Below are 24,778 nucleotides of genomic sequence, written 5' to 3' on the forward strand. Positions count from 1 at the left end.
GCCGCCATGATGATCCATGAATCCACGACGCGGGTGCGCGGGCTTGACCTGGCCTACACCGACTCCGGCGGCGACGGCGTGCCCGTCCTGGCGCTGCACGGCCACTTCGGCAGGGCCAGGGCGTTCGCCGCGCTGGCCGCCGCGCTGGCGCCCCGGTACCGCGTGATCGCCCTGGAGCAGCGCGGCCACGGGCACAGCGACGACGACGGAGACTTCTCCCCGGACGCCTATCTGGCCGACGCCGCAGCGTTCGTGCGCCGCCTCGGTCTCGGGCCGGTGGTCGTCCTCGGTCACTCGATGGGCGGGGTGGTCGCCTTCCGGCTCGCCGGCCGGCATCCGGACCTGGTCGGCGCGCTGGTCGTCGAGGAGGCGGGCGCGCTCAACCGGAGCCCGGAGGTGCCCCACCCGGTCCTGGACGTGCGGGCCTGGCCGCGCCGCGCCGCCACCCTGGCCGACCTGCGCCGCCAGGTCGAGAGCAGGGGCGTTCCCGACGCCGGGTACTTCCTGGAGAGCGCCGTGGAACACCCCGACGGCTGGGGGTTCCTGTTCGACCACGACGCCATGGTGGCCTCGCAGCGGGCGCTGATCGGCGACTGGTGGCCCGACTGGCTCGCCTCGTCCTGCCCGGCCCTGCTGGTGCACGGCCTGGACAGCTTCGTCCTGCCGACGGCGATGGCCAGGGAGATGGCGGCGCGGCGTCCGGGCACCACGCTGCGCGAGTTCCCGGGGTGCGGTCACTGGGTCCACGACGACGACCCGGCGGGCTTCGCGCGGGTCGTGCGCGACTTCCTCGGCACCGCAGTTGCCAATGAGGCGTAGTTGCATGTGACTTGCAAGAGAGGTGAGGGGCGCGTTAGCGTCCTCGCGTGAGTGGCGCTTCGCGTGGTTTGTTGAGGTTTGTCGTGGCCATGGCCACGGTGGGGACGATGTCGGTGGCGGCGTGCGCCGCACCCGACAGCCGGTCGGGTGACGGCGGTCTCGTCCTCGCCGACCCCTTCGAGGACGAGTCGCTGCACCCCCTGATGGGGTTCGCCGAGGACGGCAAGGGCAAGCTCTTCGACGGGCTCGTGACGCACGACGCGCAGCGGCGGCCGCGGCCGGCGCTGGCCTCGGCCGTGCCCGTGCCGTCCAAGGACGGCATGACCTGGACGGCGCGGCTGCGCGGCGGCGTGAGCTTCCACGACGGGTCGTCGTTCGGGCCCGAGGACGTGGTCGCGACCTACCGGACGCTGCTCGATCCCAAGGCGGCGTCCCCGGTGGCCTCGTCCTACCGGATGCTGGAGAGCGTCCGCCAGACCGGTCCCGACGCCGTGGAGTTCCGGCTTCGGCACCCGTATGCGCCGTTCGCGCACAAACTGGTGCTGGGCATCGTCCCGTCCGAGGCGCTGACCGGCGGCAAGGTCGCCTCGTCGCCGTTCAACGGCCGTCCCGTAGGCACCGGGCCCTACCGGTTCGCCGAGTGGCGGCGCGGCGAGCGGCTGGTGCTGACCGCCAACGAGCGGTACTGGGGCGGCAGCCCGCGGGTCAAGCGGGTCACGGTGCTGTTCGTCCCCGACGACAACACCCGGGCGCAGCGGATGCGGCGCGGCGACTTCGACGGCACGGTGCTGCCGCCCGCGCTGGCCGGCACCTTCAAGGGCGCGGACGGGATGACCGTGCGCGGCCACGACACCGCCGACTACCGCGGCGTGATGCTGCCGCAGAAGCATCCGGTGACCGGCGACCCGGCGATCCGCAAAGCGCTGAACCTGGCGGTCGACCGGGCCGGGATGATCCGCGCGCTGCTGGCCGGGCGCGGCAAGCCCGCCTTCGGGCCCGTCCCGCAAGTGCTGGGCGAGTTCGCCGACCCGGGCGCGGTCCTGCGGCACGACCCCGCCGAGGCCGGGCGCGTCCTGGACGCGGCGGGCTGGCGGTCCGGCGGCGGCGGGACGCGGGCGCGCGACGGCAAGCCCGCGCGGTTCACGCTCATGTACCCGGCCGAGGACACCGTCCGCAAGGCGCTGGCCGGGGGATTCGCCTCCGACGCGGGCAAGGTCGGCGTGAAGGTGGACCTGGTCGGGCTGGGCTGGGACGCGATCGAGCCGCGCATGGCCCGGGACGCCCTGGTCATGGGAGGCGGCACCCCGCTGGACCCCGACCTGGTGGCCTACGGGCTGCTGCACTCCTCGCAGGCCGAGGACGGCTTCAACAACCCGGGCTCCTACCGCGACGCCACCGTGGACGCCGAGCTGGACAAGGGCCGCCGCGCCACCGACCCGGCCGCCCGGGCGCGGGCGTACCGGGCCGTGCAACGACGGCTGATCGAGAACCCGCCGTGGGTGTTCCTGGTCTTCCTGGAGCACACCTACGTGGTGCGCGGAGAGCAGGCGGCCTACGAACCGGTCGTCGACCCGCACGTGCACGGCGTCCTGTCGTGGGGGCCGTGGTGGAACCTCGAGAAGTGGTCGTCTCGGTGAGGCGGCCCGCTCCCCGCGACGGGCGGCTGCGGCTGGCCGGGCGCGTGCTGCTCCGGCGCCTGCTGGTGGCGGTCCCGCTGCTGCTGGTGGTGTCGGGCGTGGTCTTCCTGCTCGGCGCGGCCTCGCCGTTCGACCCCGTCTACCAGTACTACGGCACGCGGATCTTCACCGCGGCCGAGGCCGACGTCGCGCGCACCCGCGCCGAGCTCGGGCTGGACGACTCGGTCTGGCACCAGTACGGCGACTGGCTGGGCGGCGTGCTCGGCGGAGACTGGGGCACCAGCCGCAGCTTCGGCCAGCCGGTGGCGGACGTGGTGGCCGAGCGGCTGCCCTGGACGCTGCTGCTGGCGGGCACCGGCCTGACCCTGGCGGTGCTCATCGCGCTGGCGCTCGGCGTCGTCTCGGCCTGGCGGCAGGGCGGCTGGATCGACCGGCTCACCGTGTCCCTCGCGCACGCCCTGGAGGGCGTGCCGACCTTCCTGCTCGGCCTGGGCGCGATCGCGGTCTTCGCGGTCGCGATGCCGCTGCTGCCCGCCGGGGGAGTCAGCGACGCCGCGGGCGGCACCGGGGCGGCCTCCACCGTGCGCCACCTGGCCCTGCCCGCGCTGGTCCTGGCGATCGCGCAGCTGCCCTGGCTGATCCTGACCCTGCGGCAGCAGCTGCTGGTCGGTCTCGCCGACGACCACGTGACCTCGGCGCGCTCGCGCGGCCTGCCCGAACGCACCGTCGTGGTGCGCCACGGCCTGCCGGTGGCGCTGCTGCCGTTCGTCACCACCGTCGGCACCCGGCTCCCCGAACTGGTCACCGGGGTGGTGCTGGTCGAGGAGGTGTTCTCCTGGCCCGGCGTGGCCGGGGCCATGGTCAAGGCCGGGCTGAACGTCGACTTCCCGCTGCTGGTCGCCCTGACCCTGCTGGCGACCACCGCCGTCCTGGCCGGGAACCTGTGCGCCGACCTGGCCGTCCTGCTCATCGACCCGAGAGCGTCCGCCGATGGATGAGGCCATGAAAGACCAGACATCCCCGCTGGAGAAGTGGCGGCCCGCGGGCCGTCGGCGTCCGGGCGGCCCGGCCCGGCCCCGCGCCGCCGCGTCCGCCCGGGTGCGCGTGGTGGCCGCGGCGGCCGTGCTGGTGCCGCTGATCGGCGCCATCGTGCTGCTGCCGATGCTGACCGGGGACGGGGCGTCGGGCACGGTCGACTACGACGCCGTCCGGCAGGCGCCCGGGCTCGGCCACCCGTTCGGCACCGACGACGCCGGGCGCGACATCCTGACCCGCACGGCCGAGGGCGCCCGCGTGTCGCTGATCGTCGCCGTCACCTGCGCCCTGGTCGCGACGGTGATCGGCACCCTGGTCGGCGCCGCCTCGGGAGCCGCGGGCGGCATCGTGGACGCGATCGTCATGCGGCTGGTGGACGGGGTCAACGCCGTCCCCCACCTCCTGCTGGGCATCCTCATCGTGGCGCTGTACCGGGGGTCGCTGGTCGCGGTCATCGCCTCCATCTCCCTGACCCACTGGACGACCGTGGCCCGCATCGTCCGGGCCGAGGTGCTGTCGCTGCGCTCGCGCCCCTACATCGACGCGGCGATCTCGGGCGGCGCCTCCCGGCTCACCGTGCTCACCCGTCACCTGCTGCCCGCGGTCGCGCCGCAGTCGGCGCTGGCGGCGGTGCTGCTGCTGCCGCACGCGGTCTGGCACGAGACCGCGCTGAGCTTCCTCGGCCTCGGCCTGCCGCCGCACCTGCCCAGCCTGGGCACCATGGTCGCCGACAGCCGCGACGACGTCCTGCTCGGCGCCTGGTGGACGATCGCCGCCCCCGTCGGCGTGCTGGTCGCGGCCACGCTGGCGGTGGCGGGCCTGGCGGGCTGGTGGCGCGACCGGATCGTCCCCCAGCGGCGCTCGGAGCTGGCCCTGTGACCGGGCCGCTGCTGAGCACCCGCGACCTGTCGGTCCGGTTCCGGCTGCGCGACTCCGTCGTCCAGGCCGTCACCGACGTGTCGTTCGAGCTGCGGCCCGGGCGGCTGCTCGTCCTGGTCGGCGAGAGCGGCTGCGGCAAGAGCGTCCTGGCGTCGGCCCTGCTCGGGCTGCTGCCCGGCAACGCCGAGATCCGCGGCGGCGTCTGGCTGCACACCGGCGCCGAGCCGCTGGAGCTCACCACGGCGCCCGAGCGGGTGCTCGCCGGCCGGGTGCGCGGACGCCGCGTCGCGCTCGTCCCGCAGTCGGCCGCCACCGCCCTGACGCCCGTCCGGACGGTCCGGAGCCAGCTGGCCGAGACGCTGCGCGAGTTGCGTCCCGACCTGGCCGACCGGCGCGGCGAGTGCGACCGCCTCGCCGAGCGCGTCGGTCTGGACCCGCTGGCCCTGGATCGCTACCCGCACGAGCTGTCCGGCGGGATGGCGCAGCGCGCGGTGCTGGCCTTCGCGCTGTCCGCCGACCCCGACGTCATCCTCGCCGACGAGCCCACCTCCGGTCTGGACCGCCCGCTGGTCGACCGGACCGTGGACGCCCTGCGCGACCTGGCCGACGACGGCCGCGCGGTCCTGCTCATCACCCACGACATCGCCGCCGCCGAACGCGCCGCCACCGACGTCGCGGTCATGTACGCCTCCAGGATCGTCGAACAGGGGCCGGCCGCCGACGTCTTCGGCGACCCGTGGCACCCCTACACCCAGGGCCTGCTCGCCGCCACGCCCGCGCGCGGCCTGCGACCCCTGCCGGGCCACCCGCCCAACCTGTCCGACCTGCCGTCCGGCTGCGCCTTCCGGCCCCGCTGCCCCCGGCGCGACACCTGCCACGACGACCCGGCGCTGGTGGACCTGCCGGACGGCCGCGCCCTGGCCTGCGCACGACCCGAGGCGAAGTGAGACCGCCATGCTGAGCGCCACCGACCTGGTCGCCGGTTACCGGCGCGGACCCGACGTCCTGAACGGCGTCTCCCTCACCCTGGAACCGGGCCGCGTCATCGGCGTCCAGGGCCCCAGCGGCTGCGGGAAGTCCACGCTCATCCGCGTGCTGGCGCTGCTGCACCGCCCGCGCGCCGGTCGGCTGAGCCTGGACGGCGAGACCGTCCGGCACGTCCGCTACGCCGCCCCCGCCGAGCAGCGCCGCCGCGTCGGCGTCCTCTTCCAGCACCCGCGGGCCGCCGCCGACCCCCGCCACACCCTGGGGCGGATCATCGCGGCCCACGCCCCGCCGGACGCGGACGCCGACCGGCTGGCCGACCTGGTCGGCCTCACCCCGGACCTGCTGGGCCGCAAGCCCCACGAGGTGAGCGACGGCCAGCTCCAGCGCGCGTGCCTGGCCCGCACCCTGGGCGCCGACCCCCGCTACCTGCTCTGCGACGAGATGACCGCCATGCTGGACGCCTCCAGCGCGGCCACCCTCCTCCAGCTGATCGGCACCCAGGTCAAGGAGAATCAGCGGGCCGCCCTGATGGTCAGCCACGACCCGGCGCTGCTGGACGCGGTCTGCGACGAGACCCTCCAGTGGGACGAGCTGAGCTTCGCCAAGCACTGAGCCCGGGATCACGTGTTCGGTGAGACGCCGAGCGCCGCGAGGAAGGCCGCGGCGGCGGGGGAGGGCTGAAAGCGGCTCCAGACCAGGTGCTCCACCCGGGCGGGGGCGTCGCTGACCCGGACGGTGGGCAGGTCGGGGAGGGCGGGCACGAAGGCCGCGGGCAGCATTCCGATCCCGAGGCCCTGCCGGATCAGGTGGGCCATGAAGTCGGGCGCCGACACCTCGAAGGCGACCTCGCGCCGCACCCCGGCCGCCGCGAACGCGTCGTCCGACTGGATCCGTCCGGCCGAGCCCGCGGGGAAGTCGACGAACGGTTCGTCCGCCAGGCGGCGCAGGTCCACCCGGTCCATGCCCGCCAGCGGGTGGCCGGGCGCCACCACGGCGACCAGTTCACCGTGCGCCAGCTCGGTGCCCCGGACCCCCTTGGGCCGCTGGCCCAGGGGCAGCCCGAGGAAGGCGACGTCCAGGGTGCCCTGCCGGACCCGCTCGACCAGCTCCTCGCTCGCGCCCGAGCGCAGGCTGATGTGGACCTTGCGGTGCCGCAGATGGAACTCCTTCAGCGCGGTGGGCAGGTCGATCGCGCCGACCGTGGGGATCGCGCCGATGGCGAGCCGGCCGCGGATCTCCCCGGCGGCGGCCGCCACCTCGGCCCGGGCCCGCTCGGCGGCGTCCAGGGCCTGGCGGGCCGCGGGCAGGAACGCCTCGCCCGCCGGGGTCAGCCGGACGCGGCGGCTGGTGCGTTCGAACAGCTTGGCGCCCAGCTCGCGTTCCAGCCGGGCGATCTGATGGCTCAGCGCGGACTGGACGACCCGGCACTGCTCGGCGGCACGGGTGAAGTTGCTCGTCTCGGCGACGGCGACGACGTAACGCATCTGCTGGAGTTCCACAGATCAATCGTGATGCACGATCGCTGCGATGACAAACATGTGTTGGACTCATTGATCGCTTATCGCCCAGGCTGGACGCATGACGACGAGACACCCCCGGGACGGCGGCCTTCCGCAAGGTCTGCTCCTGCTCATGTCGGTGGCGACCGGCCTGGCCGTCGCGGGCAACTACTTCGCCCAGCCGCTGCTCGACCTGATCGGCCGGGAACTCGGGCTCAGCCCCGCGCTGGCGGCGCTGCTGGTGACGGCCGCGCAGGCCGGGTACGCGCTGGGCCTGATCCTGCTGGTGCCGCTCGGCGACCTGGTGGAGCGGCGGCGGCTGGCCGTGGCCCTCTACGCGGCGACCGCGCTGTTCCTGCTGGTCTCGGCCACCGCGGTCAACGGCACGATGCTGCTGGCCGGGACGGCGCTGACCGCGCTGACCTCGGTCGGAGCGCAGGTCGTGGTCCCGTTCGCGGCGACGCTGGCCGCCCCGGCCGAGCGCGGCAAGGTGGTCGGCACCGTGATGACCGGGCTGATGATGGGCCTGCTGCTGGCGCGCACCGCGTCCGGCGCGCTGTCGGAGCTGGGCGGCTGGCGGACGGTCTACTGGGTGAACGCGGTCCTGATGGCGCTGATGGCCGTCGCGCTGCGCGTCTTCCTGCCCCGGCTCGGCGGCGAGGGACGGCGCATGTCCTACCCGGGCCTGCTGCGCTCGACGGTGGCGATGCTCCGGCACGAGCCGCTGCTGCGGTGGCGGGCGGGCATCGCCGCCCTGAGCCTGGCCTCGTTCAGCGTGCTGTGGACGGCGCTGACCCTGCTGCTGGTGCGGCCGCCCTACGGCTGGTCGGAGTCGGCCATCGGCCTGTTCGGGCTGGTCGGCGTCGCGGGCGCGCTGACCGCCATGGTGGCGGGACGGCTCGCCGATCGCGGGCACGTCCAGATCATCACCGGCGCGGGGACGCTGCTGCTGGTCGTCTCCTGGCTCGCCGTCGCCGCCGGATCGCGCTCCCTGGCCTGGCTGCTGGTCGGCGTGATCGCGCTGGACCTGGCGCACCAGGCGGTGCTCAACAGCAACCAGAACGTCGTCTACGCGCTGCGGCCCGAGGCCCGCAACCGGATCAACTCCGCCTTCATGACCTCGTTCTTCGTCGGCGGCGCGGTGGGCTCCGCGCTGACCTCGGTGGTCTGGGCGCACGCGGGCTGGACCGGCGTGTGCGTGCTGGGCGCCGTCTTCTCCGCCGGGACCTTCGTCCTGTGGGTTCTGGAGCGCGTCTCCGTCCACCGGACGGCCGGAAGGCCCTCGAATACCCCGGCCGCCGACCGGACCCCGGCCACCTCCGCCCACTGACTCCAGGGAACCGAAGCATGCGCACCGTACTGATCACCGGAGCCACCGGAACCGTGTCCAGCGCGCTGATGGACGCGCTGGACGGCACCGGGCCGCACCTCCGCGCCCTCGTCCGCGACGCGGCCACGGCGACCGGCCTCCACAAGCGGGGCGCCGAGGTCGTCGTCGGGGACCTCGACGACGCCCGGTCGCTGCCGCCCGCGTTCGAGGGCGTCCAGGATGTCTGGCTGCTCACGCCGAACGGCCCGCGCGCCCCGGAGCACGGCATGAACGCCATGTGGGCCGCGCGCCGGGCGGGCGTGGAGCGCGTCGTGCGGCTGTCGGTCGTCGGCGCCGCCCACGACGCGCCGAACCGCAGCGGCCGGCTGCACGCGCTCTCCGACCGGGAGGCCGAACACTGCGGGATGCGCTGGACGATCCTGCGCCCCCACTGGTTCATGCAGAACCTGCTCAACGAGGCGGGCGACATCGCGTCCACCGGCGCGTTCTCGCTGAACATGGGCTCCGCGCGGATCGGGATGATCGACGCCCGCGACATCGCCGAATGCGCCGCCCGCGTGCTGCTGGACGACCCCGGCCGCCACCACGGCGAGACCTACACCCTGACCGGCCCGCGCTCGCTGACCTTCGACGAGGTCGCCGACCAGCTGGGCCGCGTGCTCGGCAGGCCCGTCACCCATGTACCGGTCAGCGACGACGCCAAGCGCAAGACGCTGCTCGGCTACGGCGTCCCAGCCTGGATCATCGACATGCTGGAGGAGTACGCGCGGGCCTACGACTCCGGCTGGGGCGACTTCACCACCCGCACGGTCGCCGACCTCCTCGGGCGCCCGCCGCGCGGCATCGCCGACTTCGCCCGCGACCACGCCGCGGCCTTCACCCCGTCCGGGGACTGAGAGCCGCCAGGTCCCAGTCGAGGTCCCAGAGCCGGACGGCGCCCTCGTGGCCGGTGAGGACGCGGCGGGCGCCGGAGGTGAACGGCGCCGTCCTGCCCCGCAGGGAGGCGCGGGGCAGGAGCCGCACGCGCGTCCCGGTGCCGAGATCCCACACCCCCACCTGGTCGCTCAGCGTGCGGATGAGCGCGAGCCGGCCGTCGTCGCTGATCGCTCCCGAGATCAGCGGGCTGAACTCGCCCGGAAGGACGCGCAGGCACTCGCCGGAGTCCAGGTCCCACAGGCGGCATCCGTCGCCCGCGCCGCCCGACAGCATCCGCCGCGCGGTCGCGTTCAGCACCACATAGGCGGAGTCGCGCCTGGGATGCAGGCTCATCCGCAGCCGTCCGGTCCGCAGGTCCCAGATCCGCCCGGCTCCGTCCACGGCCAGGGGCAGGGCGCCCGCGGCGTCGATGTGGACCGAGACGACGTCCTGGCCGCGGCGCCTGCGCACGTCCCCGCGCCACCGGAAGTTCGGGTCGCCCGGGTCGGGATCGTCGTCGGGCGGCGTGAAGACGCGCAGGCAGCGGCCGGTGCCCAGATCCCAGAACCGTGCCGCGCGCGGGCCCCGGGAGACGGCGTACCGGCCGCCGCCGACCGCGATCGTGCGCAGGTCCCCGTCGAGCCGGTCGAGGTTCGGGCGGACCGCGCCCGTGTCCAGGTCCCAGACCCGGACGAGGCCGTCCTCGTCCCCCGCCACCACCAGGTTCGCGCCGGGGACGAGGACGACGTCGTCCACCGAAGGCCCGCCCGCCGCCGAGGGCGAGGGCCTGCGGTCCCAGGGCGGACGCCGCACGGAAACGCAGTTCGCGTCGGCGATCCGGCCGGAGCCCAGCAGGTCGAGCAGCGCCGCGGCCTCGGGGTCGTCCGGCCCGGCCCGGTCCAGGAGCGCGAGCGCGGACGTCCGGTCGCCGCGCTCCAGATGCACCTGGGCCAGCAGCGGCCCGGCGGCGCCCGCGCGCTCTCCCGATCCCGCCCGCTCGATCGCGGCGACGAGGTCCTCGTCGGAGATCTCGCCGCGCCGCCACCGGATCAGCCCGGCGTTGTAGGCCGCCTCCAGGTGCCCCGGGTCGGCCCGCAGCGCGGCGGTGAGCTCGGCCTCCGCGTCGGCCGGACGGCCGAGGTCGAGCAGCGACAGCGCCCGGTTGTTGTGCTCGTCGGCCCGCAGGTCGGACGCCACCGGCCGCGTCCTGGGGTAGGCGACGCCGGTCAGCGCCGCGTAGATCCCGGTCAGCTCGTCGGCGACCTCGGCCATCGAGGCGGGCCGCGCGGCCGGGTCCTCGCGCAGGCAGCGGCCGAGCAGCCGGGCCACGACGCGCGGCAGCGCGGGCAGCCCCGGTTCGTCCGGCCCCTCCTCGCGCCACAGCTCCAGCGCCTCGGCGGCGGCGGGCCCGAACATCCAGCTCACCCCGCCGGTGAACATCTCCAGCACCGACACCGCGAAGCTGAACACGTCGGTGCGGCGGCCCAGCCGTTCACCGGCGAGCTGCTCCGGCGAGGCGTACGCGCGAGTCAGCCCGCCGGACGTCACCAGCACGCTGGCGCCGGACCCGGCCGCGGCCAGGGTGGTGCCCGGCCCGGCGGTGCCCGCCCGCGCGAGGCCGAAGTCGGTGACCTTGGCGGTGCCGTCGCGGTCGACCAGCACGTTGTGGGGCTTCACGTCCTGGTGCACCAGCCCCTTGGCGTGCGAATGCTCCAGGCCCCACGCGGTCTGGATCGCCAGGTCGAGGACGCGGGCGAGCACCCGCTCCGGGTCGCCTCGGTACAGCGCACGCCCGGCGATGAGGTCGTGCAGGCTCCCGCCGTGGACGTACTCGGCGAACACGCGCGGGATCCCGCCGAGCGTCCGGACGTACTCGCAGGCGCAGACGTTGGGATGCAGTCCCAACGCCACCCACGCCTCGGCCTCGGCGACGAACCGGCGGCGGTCGGCCTCGTCGCGGATCAGCTCGGGCCGGGGCGACTTGACCGCCAGATCGGTTCCCCACTCCAGCTGCCTGACCCGGTAGACCAGGCCCATCCCGCCGCTGTCGTGGACGTGCCCGACCTCGTACCTGCCGTCGATGACGTCGCCGACCCGCCACACCGGCGGGGCCTGGCCGGCCTCGTAGCGCACGGGTCAGCGGCGTCCCTGGGCCCGGGTCGTCCCCCGGAACTGCGGCAGCGCGGCGAACCCCGGGTCGACCCTGGCCGTCCGCGCGGTGTGCTTGATCTGGGCGCGCAGCAGGCTCAGCGGATGCTCGGGGAAGAGCTCGTCCCACGCCTCGTCGTCGCTGCGCAGGTAGGGCAGGCGGCTGTGGAACTCGGGGGCGTAGGGGTGCTTGTCGCGCTGGCCGAAGTTCTGCAGCTTCACCGCGACGACCGCCTCGCGGGCCCCGGTGATGCCGCCCTCGCGGGCGATGAACTGCATCCGGACGGTCTCGGTCGTCTTGGCCACGAAGATCGTCGCGCTGAAGATCAGCCCGCGCTCGCGCTGCGCGTCGGGCACCTTGAACAGCTGGACCATCCCCATCGTCCCGCCGACCGAGATGGGGTCGGCCTCGATGAGGCACCCGGCCTCGCCGTAGTCGCACGCCAGCTTGTGGCGCGCCTGGTCGAGGTCGTCCAGCCAGTAGGGCTCGGTGAGCGCCCGGCCGTCCTCCGTCAGCGACACGATCATGCCCGTCTTCGGGTCGACCCAGCCGTCGCGGTCGGTCGCCTGGAGTCCCGTGGTGTCCAGCCTGATCGGCCGGTAGGGCAGCGCCGTGATGCCCTCATACCGTTTGGCCATGGGGAGCAGCCTTTAAAGAACAGCTTTGTTTGTCAATCCGGGCCGCACGGCTAGAACCTGCCCTCGCGCAGCGGCCGGAGCTTGGCGGCCAGGGCCGATGAGGACGGCCCGTACGCGATCACGTCGGCGCTGCTGACCTGGTGCGCCCGGTCCGGGCACACCAGCGTCGTGCCCTTGACGTCGAAGGTGGTGACGAACCGGCCGGTCCTGGACTCGTACACCTCGAAGTGATGCGTCGCCGGAACGACCGGAATGGTGCTCGGCCCCGCGCCGCCGAGCACGGTGAACTTGCAGGTCGCGATGCGCCGCTTCCCGGTCGCCGTGGCGGTGTGGCACAGCACCAGCGCCGCCGCGGTCGACTTGTAGCCCTCGCGGGGCCCGGGCCTCCAGCCGTCCGGCAGCAGCGTCTGCGCGGTGAGCGCGTCGTCCTCGCGAGGGTAGGCGGTGACGGTGGCCGGCCCGTGGTAGGCGCCGTTGAACCAGTCCTCGACGAACAGGTTGAGGCCGTTCCTGCGGTACGCCGCGGCCTGGGTGCTGAAGTCGGTCGATCCCTTGCACGCCCGATTGCGCTGCCAACCCTGCTCCGGCGTCCCGCCGGTGGGCGAGCCGCTCACCGAGGGGCGAGGGCCGTCTCCGGTTCCCCCCGCGCTCGGCGTGCCCGAGCCCGAGCACGCGGTCACCGGCCAGAGCGGCACCAGAACGGCGACGACGGCCGCACGCCGCTTCGACGACCATCCGGGTATCACCATCGCGAACCCCTCACAGAGACGGCGGTGTCGATGGGCGGGCACCTCCAGGAGACAGAGCCGCCCCGAGGCTACCGGGATCTCACGGACGGATCGCGCCGGGCCTCGGGTTCAGCCCGTCGCGCGGCGGTGGGAACGGACATGGGTGGCCGGGTGCCGGGGGTGGAGGCGGGCGCTGATGTGGCTCGCGGTGCGGCTGAGGGCGTCGGTCATCGGGCGCAGGCGCTGCGTCGGCTCGACGAGCGCGCAGACCGCGGCGACCGTCTTGCCGCCCGAGCCCCGGACGGGCACCGCGATGCAGCAGACCCCCGGCACGACCTCCTCCATGTCGATCGCGACGCCCCGGTCGCGGATCGCGGCGGCCTGGCGCGCCCACCCGGACGGCGCGGAGTGCAGTGGCGCGGCGGCCGTCGAGCCCGCGACGAGCACCTTGCCCGCGGCCGTCGTCCAGGAGAAGGACGAGCCGGGACGCAACGGGACCACGGCGTCGAGGTCGCCCGCCACCGCCCCGGCGATGAGCGCGCGCCCCTGGGCCAGGACGGTGATGCCCACCGACGCGCCCGTGGCCGTGGCCAGGCCGCGCATCGGCTCACGGGCGGCTCCGCGCAACCCGGGATGCGGCTGCCATTCCTGGCCGAGCTGGAACAGGCGCGGGCCGATCCGGTAGGCCGCCCCGGCGCGCTCCAGGGCACCCAACTGCACGAGTTGCTCGAGCAGTCGGTGCGCCGTCGCCTTCGGCAGCCCGCTGGCGGCCGCCAGCGCCGTCAGCCCCGCGCTGCCCGACCGCTCGACGGCCTCGAGCAGCCCGAAGGCTCCTTCGAGGACCCCGCGTCCGCGCGTGCTGTCCGTCGTCCCGTCAATCGGCATCTTCCACCCCCGTGGACCATCGCTGTCATCAGCCTTTCCGCGGGGTGTCTCACATGCCTTTCATGCGCGTCTCACGGTCTCCCGGCTCCACCGCCCACCGCTGTCTCACCGGGCAGGGGGGCCCAGCGGGACGTGGACGGCGAACCGATCGCCGTGACGAGCGCGCCAGGTCGAGCGGGGGGCTCGGCCTGTCTCGCAGGAGTTTAACTCAAAACCGGCGCTTTCACACAGTTGTTTTGTGTCGTTGACGGTCTTTCTTGGTGTTCGCTCGCGCCTTTGCGCAAATTGCAGCCAAAGATCGTTCGGGCCCACGCCCACGCGCCCTGGGCCACGCGTTCTTCCTGCTGGCGGGCGAGCGGTTCGGGCTCCGGCCGGCCCCGGCCACGGCCGCGCCCGGCTGACGGTCCTCGCATTGGCCCGCCCGAATGGACGCATTGATCATTAGCCCGCTTTCTCGGTGCCCGGTGCCATGATCGTCGGTGAAACGGATTCGTCCCCCGAATCGGATGACTCGGGGGACGAAGTCCACGGCGGTTCTCAGCAGGGGGAGGCGGCGTGGACCTCCTTGGTCAGCGCGGTGAGCCTGGCCGCCGCGTCGGTCGAGGGAACGCCGACGGGGTGCAGGGTCAGCACCACGATGATCTTTCGGTCGCCCTCGCAGACGGTGCCGCTGGAGTGCAGCGCCCCGCTGGTGAGGTCGATGCCGTCGAGCTCGGCCGTCCGCCCGGTCGACGGTGCGCAGCTGCCTCCGGGCGGGATGTTGTGGAAGCCCGACCACCCCTGCTTCACGGCCCAGGGCCTGGGCACGGCGCGGGGGATGCCGAAGAACTGGTTCCAGCCGTCGGCGGCGCACTCCTGGGCCTGGTGCAGGTTGCCCATGATGAAGTCGCGGTACCTGGGGTCGGCCTTCTCCAGCAGATAGCGGTACACGCTGACGGTGTCCGCCGCGCTGATCGCGGTGTAGCCCCACATGCCGGGACGCTCCGGCGGCGCGGTGTCGCGCAGCCCGATCCGCGCCACCATCCGCTCGACGATCCGCGTCGACCCGCCGCGCGACCACAGCGTGCTGGCGGCCGCGTCGTCGCTGGCGCGCAGCATCGGCTGGAGCAGCGCGAGATCGGCGGGCGGGACGTTCCCGCCGCCGGTGTACAGGTAGTCGAGCGCGATCAGGATCTTCACCAGCGACGCCGACCGGTAGCGCTCGCGCTCGCGGCTCGCGGTGACGGCGCCCGTGCGGCGGTCGTAGGTCATGAAGGAGGCCGTCATGGCGGTCGGGATCGGCGGGCACTGGGCCAGCCGCGAGTCGCCGGGATCGTTCTCGGTGTTCAGTTCGGAGGCGGGGACGAACCCGAACCCGCGCCGGGACGGATCGCCGACCACGCGATCTCCTTGGGTGTAGTACCAGACGTCGTTGCCCCCGGCGTGCCGCTCGCCGCGCGTCCAGCACAGGAACCAGCTCTCGGTGGTCTCCAGGACCGCGGACCGGCCCGATCCCGTCGAAGCCCGGGCGTAGAGCGGCGCTCCGGACCGGTTTCCGCAGACCGCGTCCTCGGTGAACCTCTTTCCGAAGAGCCCGCCGTCATGGCTGACCCCTGTCCGGTGCTGACAGACCTCCGCTCGAACCCCGGTGGCGACGACCGGCACCAGCACCGCCCCGGTCATCACCGCCAGCAAGCCGCCTGCGACCCTGCCTCGTATGCGCATGGCCACGAGACTCGCAACCGGCCCCGGCAAGATCAATGTCAGATTCCCCCAATTCCCCGGGGCCTTTTGAGCCATAAATCAATGTGTACGCATTACCTCTTGTGATCCGACCCCTGATCACTTAGGGCAGGGCACGCCCCAGTCCGCCGAGGTGAGGCCGTGGCGGTGGGCGTAGATCGTGGCCTGGACGCGCGAGCTGACCAGGAGCTTGCCGAGAATGCGGTTGACGTGCAGCTTCACGGTGCCCTCGCTGATGCCGAGGTCCCGGGCGATGGCGCGGTTGGCCATTCCCCGGGCGAGATGGCAGAGCACTTCGCGTTCGCGGGGCGTGAGGACGTGCGGTGCGGGCGCGGGGGCCGGGCCGGGGGAGAGTTCGGCGAAGCGGTGGATCAGTCGGCGGGTGATGTGCGGGTCGATGAACCCCCGGCCGCTCGCGACATGCCGCACGGACTGGGTGAACAGGTCGGGGTCGCTGCTCTTGAGGACGTAGCCGACGGCTCCCGCGCGCAGGGCCGCGTACAGGTGCTCGGCGTCGTCGGTGGCGGCCAGCGCGATGACGGCGGGACGACCGTCCTCCGGCAGGCGGGCGAGCCTGCCGATGACGGACACGTTCGCGTCCGGGGACGCTCCCAGGTCGATCAGCACGACGTCCGGGCGCAGCAGCCGGGAGGCGGCCACCGCCTGGTCGCCGCCCGCCGCCTCGGCGACGTCGAGGTCGGGTTCGGCCTGGAGATGATGGCGCAGCCCGGTGCGGACCAGCGGTTCACCGTCGGCGATCAGGACTTTGGTCGTCACGCGTCCACCGTGTCATCGCTGGTCAGGGCCGGCGAGTGGCAGAACTGCCGGGGTTCGCACGCTTTCTGCCATACAGTGGCGGTATGGGAACCGGTTCGGTCGCGGTGGCGGTCGTGGACGACATGCCGATCTTCGAGCTGGGCATCGCCTGCGAGGTGTTCGGCACCGCGCGGCCCGAGCTGGCCGACCCGTGGTACGAGATGCGGCTGTGCGCCGCCCGTCCGGGGGCCACCCGGACCGAGTCGGGCTTCCTGGTCGACACCGGGTACGACCTCGGCGATCTGGCCGGCGCGGACACCGTGATCGTTCCGGCGATCTCCGATTCCCAGGTGCGCTCCGGCGCCGCGATGCGGCCCGACCTCGTCGAGGCGGTCCGCCGGGCGTCCGACGCCGGGGCGCGGATGGTCTCGCTGTGCAGCGGCGCCTTCGTGCTGGCCGCCGCCGGGCTGCTGGACGGACGGCGGACCGCGGCCCACTGGCTGTACGCCGACGCGCTGGCCAAGCGGCATCCGCAGGTCAAGGTCGACGCCGATGTGCTCTACGTCGACGACGGCGACGTGCTCACCAGCGCGGGCTGCGCCGCGGGCGTCGACCTGTGCCTGCACCTGCTCCGCCGCGATCTGGGCGCCCAGGTCGCCAACCAGGTGGCCCGCCGCATGGTGATGCCCGCGCACCGCCCGGGCGGGCAGGCCCAGTACGTCGACCTGCCGGTGCCCCAGACCGACGTCGACAGCCTGGGCCCGACCCTGGAGTGGGCCGCCGCCCGGCTCGACCAGCCGCTGACCGTGCGCGACCTGGCCGGGCACGCGGGCCTGAGCGCGCGGACGTTCGTCCGGCGCTTCGGCGCGGCCATGGGCATGACCCCGATGCGCTGGCTGCTCGACCAGCGCCTGCTGCGCGCGCGGGCGCTGCTGGAGACGACCGATCTGCCCGTCGACCGGGTCGGCGAGCGCAGCGGCCTGGGCTCGGCGGCCAACCTGCGCCGGCACTTCGCCCACAGCCTCGGGGTGACGCCCACCGCCTACCGGCGTGCCTTCCGCGGGCGCTGACGACGGCCCGCCTACAACCAAAGGTATGCGGCACCTTCGCCGTCGCGGAGGATGTGCCCGGCGGCCGGATGCCCCACCGTGGACGGAACACCACGAGGGAAGGCACACGATCATGGCATCCGAGAACGCGGTCCTGGAGATCCGGACCTACCGGCTCCACGCGGGCACCAGAGACCGGTTCGACGCTCTGTTCCGCGAGTTCGCCGTCCCGCTCATGCGCGAGCACGGCATCACCGTCGTCGACTGCGGGCCCTCGCTGGTCGACGAGCCGGACGAGCCGGGGGAGGGCTACTACCTCATCCGCTCCTTCGCCTCGCTGGACGAGCGCGCCGCGCGCGAGGCCGCCTTCTACGGCAGCGACGCGTGGCGCCTGGAGCACCGCGACGGCGTGGTCGCGCTCATCCAGGGCGACCACCACACCGTCGTCCTGACGTCGGACCGGGTCGCCTGCCGCGACGAGGACGCCAGGCTGGTGCCATGACCGGCCGGACGACGCCGGGAGCGTTCCAAGCCGATCCCGCCGACCGCGCGAGGCTGTTCGACCTGCTCTCCAGCCTGATCCAGGGACACATCGACGGGGTCGGCGACCTGCCGGCGACTCCTGACGTCACCCCGGGGGAACTGCGCCGCCATCTGAGCGGCTACGACTTCGCCGCGCCGCTGGAGCCGGACGCGGTGCTGACCGAGACGGCGGCGATGCTGCGCCGCTGGACCGTCCACACCACGCATCCCGGCTACTTCGGCCTGTTCAATCCCAACCCCGCGCTGATGGGCGTCCTCGGCGAGTCCCTGACGGCGGCGTTCAACCCGCAGCTCGCGGCGTGGTCGCACGCGCCCGCCGCCGTCGAGATCGAGCGCCATGTGCTGCGCTTCCTCGGGGAGCGGCTGGGCTGGTCCGGCGAGGAGTCCACCGGCCACTTCACCTCGGGCGGCGCCGAGGCCAACCTCACCGGGACGCTGCTCGCCCTCACCCGGGCGTTCCCGCGCCTGGCCGAGGACGGCGTCCGGGGCCTGTCCGGCAGGCCGGTGTTCTACGCCAGCGCGGAGAGCCATCTGGCCTGGCTCAAGATCGCCCACATGTGCGGGCTGGGGCGCGACGCCGTCCGGCTCGTCCCGGTCCTGCCCGACCTGCGGATGGACCACCGCGCCGCCGCCGAGCTGATCCGCCGCGACCGTCGCGACGGCCATCTGCCGTTCCTGCTGGTGGGCACCTCCGGAACCACCAGCGCGGGCACCCTCGACCCGCTGCCCGAGCTCGCGGCGCTGGCCGCCGCGGAGGACCTCTGGTTCCATGTCGACGCGGCCTGGGCGGGCGCCGTCGCGCTCTCGGACCGGCTGCGGCCCGTGCTGGACGGCATCGAGCGGGCCGACTCGGTCACGCTGGACGCCCACAAATGGCTCGCCATGCCGATGGGCGCGGGCACCCTCCTGACCCGGCACCTCGGCGCGCTCCGCGACACCTTCCGGGTGGCCACCGCGTACATGCCGCCGGACACGCCCGACGCCGAGGACCCGTACACGACCACGGCCCAGTGGTCCCGCCGGGCCATCGGCCTGAAGCTGTTCATGACCCTGGCCACCGCCGGACGCACCGGCTACGCGGAGATGATCGAACACCAGACCGCGCTGGGGGAGGAGCTGCGCGAACGGCTCGCCGCCGCGGGTTGGACCATCACCAACGCCACCCCGCTCCCGCTGGTCTGCTTCACCGACGTGCCGGACGCTCATCCCGACAAGGCCGCGGAGCACGTGCGCGGGGTCGCCGACCGGGTCACCGCGAGCGGCCGGTCCTGGATCTCCGCCACCCGCCTGGCCGGACGCCCCTCCCTCAGGGCGTGCGTCACCAACTTCGCCACCACCGAATCCGACCTCCGGACGCTGCTCGCCGTCCTCGGCCCGCCGGACCCCGCCTTCCAGGGCTGAGCCACCCGGCGTCGAGCCCCCGTCTTGGCAGGTGCAGGACCTGCGAAAGGCGGGGGCCTCACTCGTCCTCCGCCTCCCACCTCAGCAGGTCGCCCGGCTGGCACTCCAGCACCTCGCAGAGCGCGGCGAGCGTGGTGAACCGCACCGCCTTGGCGCGGCCGTTCTTCAGGACCGCCAGGTTGGCGGGGGTGATCCCGACGCGCTCGGCGAGCTCGCCCACCGACAGCTTGCGCTTGGCCAGCATCACGTCGATGTCGACCACGATGGGCATCAGATCACCTCGTCGAGCTCGGCCCGCATCCGCGCCGCCTCGAGTTCGCGCGCGACGGCCTGGGCGAGCAGCATCCGCAGCACGAGCACCAGGAGCGCGACCCCCAGCACCGCCACCCCGACCCCGCCCAGCAGCAGGACGATGCCCGGCGCGACGGCCTCGCCCGGCGCCAGCAGGACCCCGAGCGCGAACACCAGGGCGGCGCCCGCCACGATCGCGCCGATGACGATGTGCACGTACCGGAACGCGCCGTCGGAGAACACCGTCCCGCGCCGGACCATCGTCACCAGGCGCCACACGCAGACCAGGATCACCTGGCAGGACGCGATCCCCAGGACCACGACGACCAGGTAGGGGGCCGGGGGATAGGCCAGATCGCCGCCCAGCTCCTCCAGGTCGATCGCCAGCAGCCGCACCATCACCGTCTGGACGAACAACGACCCGGCGAGCAGCATCACCAGCACACCCCGCAGCGCCAGCACGGTCAGATTACCCATCGCGCATCACCCGTCCTCCCATCGAATCACGATACAAATCTATCGACATTCGATAGCCATTGGCAATGCCCAGTCGTTCTCGTGGGCCGCTCAACCTGGCGGCGATGTGGAGGCTCCCCGTCGTGTTCGTGTGCGAGAACAACCTCTACATGGAGTACACGGCGATCGCGGACGTGACCGCCGTCGCCCGTCCCGCCGCCGACCGCGCCGCCGCCTACGGGCTGGAGCCGATCACGGTGGACGGCAACGACGCCGACGCCGTGCACGCCGTCGCCCCGACCGCGCCCGATCGCGGAGATCATGTTCAGCGACTTCTACGCCGTGTGCTGGGACATCGTGGTCAACGAGATCGCCAAGTCCCGGTACATGACCAACGGCCAGGTCGCCTTCCCCCTGGTCATCAAGTCGGGGAACGGCGGCGGCCTGCGGTTCGGCACCCAGCACTCCCAGGCGATCGAGAACTGGGCGATGGCCGTCCCGGGCCTGAAGGTGGTGGCGCCGTCCACGCCCGAGGACGCGATGGGGCTGATGGCGGCGGCCGTACGCCGCCGTGCCGACGCCCTGGACGCGGTCGAGGCGGCGTCGCGCGCGCTGCCCGGCTGGTCGTCCACCGCCCCGCGACCCGGTCGGAGATCCTGCGCCGCGCCTCCGATGTCGGGACCGGCCGATCCTCAGGCCGGTTCGAGGACGAAGACCGGGATTTGGCGTTCGGTCCGGCGCTGGTACTCGGCGAAGTCGGGGTAGGCCTCTACCGCTCGGTGCCACCAGAGTTCCTTCTCGTCTCCGGACAGCTCGCGCGCCCGGTACTGGCGGGTGATTGTGCCGTCTTGGATGGCGACGAACGGTTCGGTGACCAGGCTGGCGTACCAGTGCGGGTTGGTCGGTTCGCCGCCCTTGGACGCCACGACCGCGTAGCGGTGCCCGTGTTTGACCCGCATCACCGGGGTCTTGCGGAGTTTGCCGGTCTTGGCGCCCCGGTAGGTCATCAGCACGACGGGCAGCCCGGCGATGGTGACGCCGTCCGTGGTGCCGGTCTGGATGATCTGCTCGACGTGTTCGCGGACCCAGTCCAGCGTGCTGGGTTCGTGGTCGCCGGTCAGGTCTGGGCGGCGGGTGGGGCGGCGCGGGCGTCTGGTGTCCACGTTGCCGGTCAGGACGGCCAGGATGCCGGGTAGTTCGGCCACTGTCTCGGTGGGCAGCCCGGCCACCGATTCCTCGGCCAGGGCGCACCACAGTTCCTTGACCTGGTCGGCCAGGGCCTTGCCGCTGCTGGTGAGTTCGACGAGGCTGGCGCGCCGGTCGGTCGGTGCGGGAGCGCGCCGCACGTGGCCCGCGGCCTCCAGTTTGCGCAGCATGATCGTGATGCTGGGTGGCTCGCAGCCGAGCGCTTCGCTGAGCTCGGCCTGGATCATCGGCCCGGTCCGGGCGAGTTCGAGCAGCAGCACCTCCTGGCCGGGGTGCAGCCCGAGCGGGGCCAGCAGCGCCGCGGCCCTGGCCCGGTGGCGCAGGCTCAGCAGCCGGACGGCCTGGTTGAGGGCATCGGCCTGTTCGAAGTCCACAAAACTCTCCTCGGCGGTTAGTTATGGGCATAATGTTATGCAGATAACTAACTGAAGGCAACCTGGCCCTGATCGCCCCCCGGCCCGACAATGGTTCACCATGACCACGGAACGCGGCACCGACCGGATCACCTCCTTCGAACGCGACGGGCTGGTGTTCGACGTCGTCGACCAGGGGCCGCTCGACGCGGACATCGTGGTGCTCCTGCACGGGTTCCCGCAGACGGCGCGGTCCTGGGAGCGGCTCGCGCCCCTCCTGCACGCCTCGGGGTACCGCACACTGGCGCCCGACCAGCGCGGCTACTCGCGCGGGGCCCGGCCGCGCGGCCGGTTCGCCTACCGCCTGTCCGAACTCGTCGCGGACGTCCTCGCGCTCGTCGAGGCGGCCGGACCCGGCGGCCGCAAGGTGCACGTCATCGGGCACGACTGGGGCGCGGCGGTCGCCTGGACGCTCGCCGCCACCCGGCCGGACGTGGTGGCCACCCTGACGGCGCTGTCGGTCCCGCATCCCGCCGCGTTCACGCGGGCGCTCCTCACCAGCCGCCAGTTCCTGATGTCCTGGTACATGTACTTCTTCCAGCTGCCCTGGCTGCCCGAGCTGTCCCTGCGTCAGCTCGACAGGCGCGCCAGGGCCCGCGTCGTCGCCGGGCTGGCGGTGCGCGGCCAGGACGAGGCCGGCGCCCTCCGCGACGTTGACTTCCTGATGACCTCGGGCGCGCTCACGCCCGCCCTCAACTGGTACCGGGCCATGCCCTTCAACCCGCCGGGACGGCTGGCCGCGGTCACCGTCCCGACGCTGTACGTCCACAGCGACGAGGACCCCGCGCTGTCCCGCAAGGGCGCCGAACTCACGCGCAGGTTCGTGACCGGCCCGTACACCTTCCACACGCTGCCCGGCATCGGGCACTGGATCCCAGAACAGGCCCCCGACGAGGTGGCCGAACTCCTCCGCGTCCACCTCGCGCGATGAGGCGCGCGGATCAGATGAGCGCGGCGAGTTCGCGCCACTCGGAGATCGGCGCGGTGGCCCGGTCGGCGGTGAGCACCTGGAGGCAGACGTGGTCGGCGCCCGCGTCGAAGTGGGCGCGCACCCGTTCGGCGATGGCGTCGAGCGCCGTGGGCCCGCCTCCCGCCACCAGCGCGTCCACCACGCGGTCGGCCGGAGCGCCGGACAGCTCGTCCTCGGTGTAGCCGAAACGCATCATGTCCTTGACGTGGGCGCCGCCGAGCGCGAGGTACTTGGCGACGTGTGCCGTCGCCAGGTCGCGGGCCGCGCCGGGGTCGGGGTCGAGCACGACCGCCTGCTCGACGGCCAGCAGCGCGTCGGCGCCGAGCCGGGCGCGGGCGTCTTCGGTGTGGGCGACCGGCACGAGGTAGGGAAGCGCGCCGCCGGTTCTCGCCCCGGCCAGGTCCAGCATCTTCGGCCCGAGCGCGCCCAGCACCCGGGGGCTGGGGACGGCCGGTGGCGGGCTCTGCAGGGGCACCGCGTCCATCGCGTCGAGATAGGAGCCCATCGTCGCGACCGCACGCCCGCCGGACGGGACGCGATGCCCCAGATGCATCAGGGGCCCGTCATTGACGCGATGCCCGCCGAGCCCGAGGACGAACCGGCCGGGATGGGCCTCGGCGAGGGAGCGTTCCGCGGCGGCCATCGCGATCGGATCGCGGAAGAAGATGTTGGCGATCCCGGTGCCGATCACCAGGCGGTCCGTCGCGCCCAGCAGCAGCCCGGCCTGGATCAGCACGTTGCGGCCGAACTCCTCGCCGACCCACAGGGCGCCGTAGCCGAGCTCCTCGATCTCGGCCGCCAGCTCGCGTACCCGCGTGGCGGGCTGCGCGTCCATCGCCAGGGTCCAGACGCCGAGACGGCCTGCTTCTGCCTTCATTCGTCCTCCTATAGAGTGAGTGCCTCTCACCTTACGATAGTGAGAGGCACTCACCTTGTCGAGGAGGTCCCGTGCCCGAGCCCAGAGGGATGCGCGCCGACGCGCGCCAGAACCGCGAGCGGCTGCTCAGGGTCGCGGACGCGGCCTTCCGCCGGGAGGGCGTGCGGGCCTCGCTGGCGGAGATCGCGCGGACCTGCGGGATCGCCATCGGCACCCTCTACAAGCACTTCCCGACCCGCGACGCCCTTCTGCAGGCCCTGATCCATGACCAGGTCACGAGCCTGCGGGAGAGCGCGGAACGGCTCGCCGGGTCCGGCGCGCCGGGCGAGGCGCTCATCGAGTGGCTCCAGGAGTTCGGCCGGTGCGCCTCGGCCTACCAGGGCCTCGCGGAGTCGATCCTGGCCGCCGCCGCGGCCGAGGAGTCCGACCTGCACTCCAGCGTCGTGAGCATGCGCGCCGCCGCCGCCGTGCTGCTGGCCGAGGCGCAGGACGGCGGCGCCATCCGGCCCGACGTCGGTCCCGCCGAGGTGTTCGCCCTGGCCTGCGGGGCGGGGACGGTGAGCCCGTACGCACCCGCCGATCCCGATCGCCTCCTGCGCCTCGTCGTCGAGGGCCTCGCGCGCCGGTGACGGACGGCCCTCGCCGCCGCTACACCGGCAGGCAGGGCGGGCCGAGGTCGGTGCCGGTTCGGTGGAGGTGCTCGATCATGGCCGCCGCCGCGGGCAGCCGGTACTCGCCCGCCGGGGTGGCGGCCGCCACCGTCCGGGTCAGGGACGGCTCGTTCAGCGGCCGCACGACCAGGCCGGACGGCGTCGCCGGGAGCGTGAGCGACGGGGCGAGGGCGACCCCGAGCCCGGCCGCGACCAGGCCCCGGACCGTCATCTGGTCGTCGGTGCGGAAGGCGATCCGGGGTTCGAAGCCCGCCGCCCGGCAGGCGCGGGGAAGGACGTCGATCGTGGAGCCGTGATGGACGCCCTGGATCCAGCGGTCGCCGGCGAGATCGGTGAGCCGGAGACGGTCCCGGTCGGCCAGGGGGTGATCGGGCGGCAGCGCGACAAGCAGCGGATCGACCAGCAGCGGGGTGAGCTCCACGTTCGCCGGGACCTCCAGGGGCACCACCGGGAACTCGTAGACCAGGGCCAGGTCCAGTTCGTGGACGGCGACGGCGGCCATGGCCTCGTCCCGGTCCATCTCGGTCAGGTCGACCTCGACGTCCGGGAACCGCTGCTGGAACGCGCTCACCGCCCGGGGCAGCAGTGTGGCGTTGGCCGTGGTGAAGGACCCGACCCGCAGCCGGCCGCCCGCACCGTCGGCGATGGCGGCCAGGGACGTCTCGGCCGCGCGCAGCTCGGCGAAGATCACCTCCGCGTGCCGCACCAGGGCCCGTCCCGCCTCGGTCAGCCGGACGCCCCGGGCATGCCGGACGAGGAGCTGGGCGCCCGCCTCCCGTTCGAGGACGGCGATCTGCTGGGAGACGGCGGAGATCGTGAACGAGAGGGACGCCGCGGCCCGGGTCAGGGAGCCGGACCGGGCCACTTCCCGAAGCACGCGGAGCCGCGTCACGTCGAGCATGCCGAAATACTAGAACCCGCC

The 24,778-nt window shown here is 73.5% G+C and carries 26 protein-coding genes and 1 pseudogene; 15 read left to right on the forward strand and 12 right to left on the reverse strand.

The window, feature by feature from the left end; genetic code table 11:
- The first annotated feature begins 6 nt into the window (after nucleotides 1-6).
- The 6 genes from ACQPY4_RS17105 (at nucleotide 7) to ACQPY4_RS17130 (ending at nucleotide 5,969) form a co-directional block, all read left to right on the forward strand.
- Nucleotides 7-819, forward strand: coding sequence for an alpha/beta fold hydrolase (locus tag ACQPY4_RS17105; RefSeq protein ID WP_433337433.1), 813 nt, complete (start codon nucleotides 7-9; stop codon nucleotides 817-819).
- A 71-nt stretch (nucleotides 820-890) separates the two neighbouring features.
- The gene (locus ACQPY4_RS17110) at nucleotides 891-2,456 is read left to right on the forward strand and encodes an ABC transporter substrate-binding protein (RefSeq protein WP_433337435.1); all 1,566 of its coding nucleotides are present in this window, start codon (nucleotides 891-893) and stop codon (nucleotides 2,454-2,456) included.
- Nucleotides 2,426-3,454, forward strand: coding sequence for an ABC transporter permease (locus ACQPY4_RS17115; protein WP_433337437.1), 1,029 nt, complete (start codon nucleotides 2,426-2,428; stop codon nucleotides 3,452-3,454). Before ACQPY4_RS17110 ends, ACQPY4_RS17115 begins: the two co-directional genes overlap by 31 nt.
- A gap of 4 nt (nucleotides 3,455-3,458) precedes the next feature.
- Nucleotides 3,459-4,370: an ABC transporter permease gene (locus ACQPY4_RS17120; RefSeq protein WP_433337439.1), complete on the forward strand. Its 912-nt coding sequence runs from the start codon at nucleotides 3,459-3,461 to the stop codon at nucleotides 4,368-4,370.
- Nucleotides 4,367-5,317 carry an ABC transporter ATP-binding protein gene (locus ACQPY4_RS17125; RefSeq protein WP_433337441.1) on the forward strand — a complete coding sequence of 317 codons (951 nt, stop codon included), beginning with the start codon at nucleotides 4,367-4,369 and terminating at the stop codon, nucleotides 5,315-5,317. Before ACQPY4_RS17120 ends, ACQPY4_RS17125 begins: the two co-directional genes overlap by 4 nt.
- Nucleotides 5,318-5,324: 7 nt before the next feature.
- A complete protein-coding gene (locus ACQPY4_RS17130) occupies nucleotides 5,325-5,969 on the forward strand; it encodes an ABC transporter ATP-binding protein (RefSeq protein WP_433337443.1) in 645 nt (214 codons plus the stop codon).
- Nucleotides 5,970-5,977: 8 nt separating this feature from the next.
- Here the strand turns inward: ACQPY4_RS17130 and ACQPY4_RS17135 are convergent, their stop codons facing one another.
- Nucleotides 5,978-6,856, reverse strand: coding sequence for a LysR family transcriptional regulator (locus ACQPY4_RS17135; RefSeq protein WP_433337445.1), 879 nt, complete (start codon nucleotides 6,854-6,856; stop codon nucleotides 5,978-5,980).
- A gap of 79 nt (nucleotides 6,857-6,935) precedes the next feature.
- On the opposite strand from ACQPY4_RS17135, the gene ACQPY4_RS17140 reads away from it, so the two are divergent.
- The gene (locus ACQPY4_RS17140) at nucleotides 6,936-8,186 is read left to right on the forward strand and encodes an MFS transporter (protein WP_433337447.1); all 1,251 of its coding nucleotides are present in this window, start codon (nucleotides 6,936-6,938) and stop codon (nucleotides 8,184-8,186) included.
- A gap of 17 nt (nucleotides 8,187-8,203) precedes the next feature.
- Nucleotides 8,204-9,082: an SDR family oxidoreductase gene (locus ACQPY4_RS17145; RefSeq protein ID WP_433337449.1), complete on the forward strand. Its 879-nt coding sequence runs from the start codon at nucleotides 8,204-8,206 to the stop codon at nucleotides 9,080-9,082.
- Here the strand turns inward: ACQPY4_RS17145 and ACQPY4_RS17150 are convergent.
- From ACQPY4_RS17150 to ACQPY4_RS17175, 6 genes are all read right to left on the reverse strand, one after another.
- Nucleotides 9,063-11,234 (reverse strand): WD40 repeat domain-containing serine/threonine protein kinase, encoded by a 2,172-nt coding sequence (locus tag ACQPY4_RS17150; protein WP_433337451.1) that lies wholly within the window; start codon nucleotides 11,232-11,234, stop codon nucleotides 9,063-9,065. The two genes, ACQPY4_RS17145 and ACQPY4_RS17150, sit on opposite strands and share 20 nt — an antisense overlap.
- Nucleotides 11,235-11,237: 3 nt before the next feature.
- On the reverse strand, nucleotides 11,238-11,888 hold the full coding sequence (locus tag ACQPY4_RS17155) for a hypothetical protein (protein WP_433337453.1): 651 nt from the start codon (nucleotides 11,886-11,888) through the stop codon (nucleotides 11,238-11,240).
- Nucleotides 11,889-11,938: 50 nt separating this feature from the next.
- Entirely contained in the window at nucleotides 11,939-12,637 is a 699-nt protein-coding gene (locus tag ACQPY4_RS17160) for a hypothetical protein (protein ID WP_433337455.1), read from the reverse strand.
- A gap of 108 nt (nucleotides 12,638-12,745) precedes the next feature.
- Nucleotides 12,746-13,501 carry an IclR family transcriptional regulator gene (locus ACQPY4_RS17165; RefSeq protein WP_433337457.1) on the reverse strand — a complete coding sequence of 252 codons (756 nt, stop codon included), beginning with the start codon at nucleotides 13,499-13,501 and terminating at the stop codon, nucleotides 12,746-12,748.
- A 537-nt stretch (nucleotides 13,502-14,038) separates the two neighbouring features.
- Nucleotides 14,039-15,205, reverse strand: a complete 1,167-nt coding sequence (locus ACQPY4_RS17170) for a hypothetical protein (protein ID WP_433337459.1) — start codon at nucleotides 15,203-15,205, stop codon at nucleotides 14,039-14,041.
- 117 nt (nucleotides 15,206-15,322) lie between these two features.
- Nucleotides 15,323-16,000, reverse strand: a complete 678-nt coding sequence (locus ACQPY4_RS17175; RefSeq protein WP_433337461.1) for a LuxR C-terminal-related transcriptional regulator — start codon at nucleotides 15,998-16,000, stop codon at nucleotides 15,323-15,325.
- A gap of 83 nt (nucleotides 16,001-16,083) precedes the next feature.
- On the opposite strand from ACQPY4_RS17175, the gene ACQPY4_RS17180 reads away from it, so the two are divergent.
- The 3 genes from ACQPY4_RS17180 (at nucleotide 16,084) to ACQPY4_RS17190 (ending at nucleotide 18,972) form a co-directional block, all read left to right on the forward strand.
- A complete protein-coding gene (locus ACQPY4_RS17180) occupies nucleotides 16,084-17,049 on the forward strand; it encodes a helix-turn-helix domain-containing protein (RefSeq protein WP_433337463.1) in 966 nt (321 codons plus the stop codon).
- A 112-nt stretch (nucleotides 17,050-17,161) separates the two neighbouring features.
- Nucleotides 17,162-17,530 (forward strand): NIPSNAP family protein, encoded by a 369-nt coding sequence (locus ACQPY4_RS17185; protein WP_433337465.1) that lies wholly within the window; start codon nucleotides 17,162-17,164, stop codon nucleotides 17,528-17,530.
- Nucleotides 17,527-18,972, forward strand: a complete 1,446-nt coding sequence (locus tag ACQPY4_RS17190; RefSeq protein ID WP_433337467.1) for a pyridoxal phosphate-dependent decarboxylase family protein — start codon at nucleotides 17,527-17,529, stop codon at nucleotides 18,970-18,972. Before ACQPY4_RS17185 ends, ACQPY4_RS17190 begins: the two co-directional genes overlap by 4 nt.
- Nucleotides 18,973-19,030: 58 nt before the next feature.
- Here the strand turns inward: ACQPY4_RS17190 and ACQPY4_RS17195 are convergent, their stop codons facing one another.
- Together ACQPY4_RS17195 and ACQPY4_RS17200 are read right to left on the reverse strand one after the other, a co-directional pair.
- Nucleotides 19,031-19,243, reverse strand: a complete 213-nt coding sequence (locus ACQPY4_RS17195; protein ID WP_433337469.1) for a helix-turn-helix domain-containing protein — start codon at nucleotides 19,241-19,243, stop codon at nucleotides 19,031-19,033.
- A complete protein-coding gene (locus ACQPY4_RS17200) occupies nucleotides 19,243-19,740 on the reverse strand; it encodes a DUF2975 domain-containing protein (RefSeq protein WP_433337471.1) in 498 nt (165 codons plus the stop codon). Before ACQPY4_RS17200 ends, ACQPY4_RS17195 begins: the two co-directional genes overlap by 1 nt.
- Nucleotides 19,741-19,805: 65 nt before the next feature.
- On the opposite strand from ACQPY4_RS17200, the pseudogene ACQPY4_RS17205 reads away from it, so the two are divergent.
- Both ACQPY4_RS17205 and ACQPY4_RS17210 read left to right on the forward strand, forming a co-directional pair.
- A pseudogene (locus ACQPY4_RS17205) lies at nucleotides 19,806-20,021 on the forward strand (thiamine pyrophosphate-dependent enzyme); the annotation flags it as partial.
- Nucleotides 20,022-20,040: 19 nt separating this feature from the next.
- Nucleotides 20,041-20,484: a hypothetical protein gene (locus ACQPY4_RS17210; RefSeq protein WP_433337473.1), complete on the forward strand. Its 444-nt coding sequence runs from the start codon at nucleotides 20,041-20,043 to the stop codon at nucleotides 20,482-20,484.
- On the opposite strand, the gene ACQPY4_RS17215 is transcribed toward ACQPY4_RS17210, so the two are convergent.
- Nucleotides 20,412-21,299 (reverse strand): nitroreductase/quinone reductase family protein, encoded by an 888-nt coding sequence (locus ACQPY4_RS17215; protein WP_433337474.1) that lies wholly within the window; start codon nucleotides 21,297-21,299, stop codon nucleotides 20,412-20,414. The genes ACQPY4_RS17210 and ACQPY4_RS17215 overlap by 73 nt on opposite strands.
- A 100-nt stretch (nucleotides 21,300-21,399) precedes the next feature.
- Here ACQPY4_RS17215 and ACQPY4_RS17220 point away from each other — a divergent pair, with 100 nt between their 5' ends.
- On the forward strand, nucleotides 21,400-22,269 hold the full coding sequence (locus ACQPY4_RS17220; RefSeq protein WP_433337476.1) for an alpha/beta fold hydrolase: 870 nt from the start codon (nucleotides 21,400-21,402) through the stop codon (nucleotides 22,267-22,269).
- Nucleotides 22,270-22,279: 10 nt separating this feature from the next.
- Here ACQPY4_RS17220 and ACQPY4_RS17225 read toward each other — a convergent pair whose 3' ends face one another.
- The gene (locus ACQPY4_RS17225; RefSeq protein ID WP_433337478.1) at nucleotides 22,280-23,185 is read right to left on the reverse strand and encodes a TIGR03620 family F420-dependent LLM class oxidoreductase; all 906 of its coding nucleotides are present in this window, start codon (nucleotides 23,183-23,185) and stop codon (nucleotides 22,280-22,282) included.
- Nucleotides 23,186-23,256: 71 nt separating this feature from the next.
- Here ACQPY4_RS17225 and ACQPY4_RS17230 point away from each other — a divergent pair, with 71 nt between their 5' ends.
- A complete protein-coding gene (locus ACQPY4_RS17230) occupies nucleotides 23,257-23,814 on the forward strand; it encodes a TetR/AcrR family transcriptional regulator (protein ID WP_433337480.1) in 558 nt (185 codons plus the stop codon).
- A gap of 19 nt (nucleotides 23,815-23,833) precedes the next feature.
- On the opposite strand, the gene ACQPY4_RS17235 is transcribed toward ACQPY4_RS17230, so the two are convergent.
- Entirely contained in the window at nucleotides 23,834-24,757 is a 924-nt protein-coding gene (locus ACQPY4_RS17235) for a LysR family transcriptional regulator (RefSeq protein WP_433337482.1), read from the reverse strand.
- Between the last annotated feature and the right edge of the window lie 21 nt (nucleotides 24,758-24,778).

It is taken from the genome of Spirillospora sp. CA-294931, assembly GCF_050946795.1.
Classification (GTDB): domain Bacteria; phylum Actinomycetota; class Actinomycetes; order Streptosporangiales; family Streptosporangiaceae; genus Spirillospora.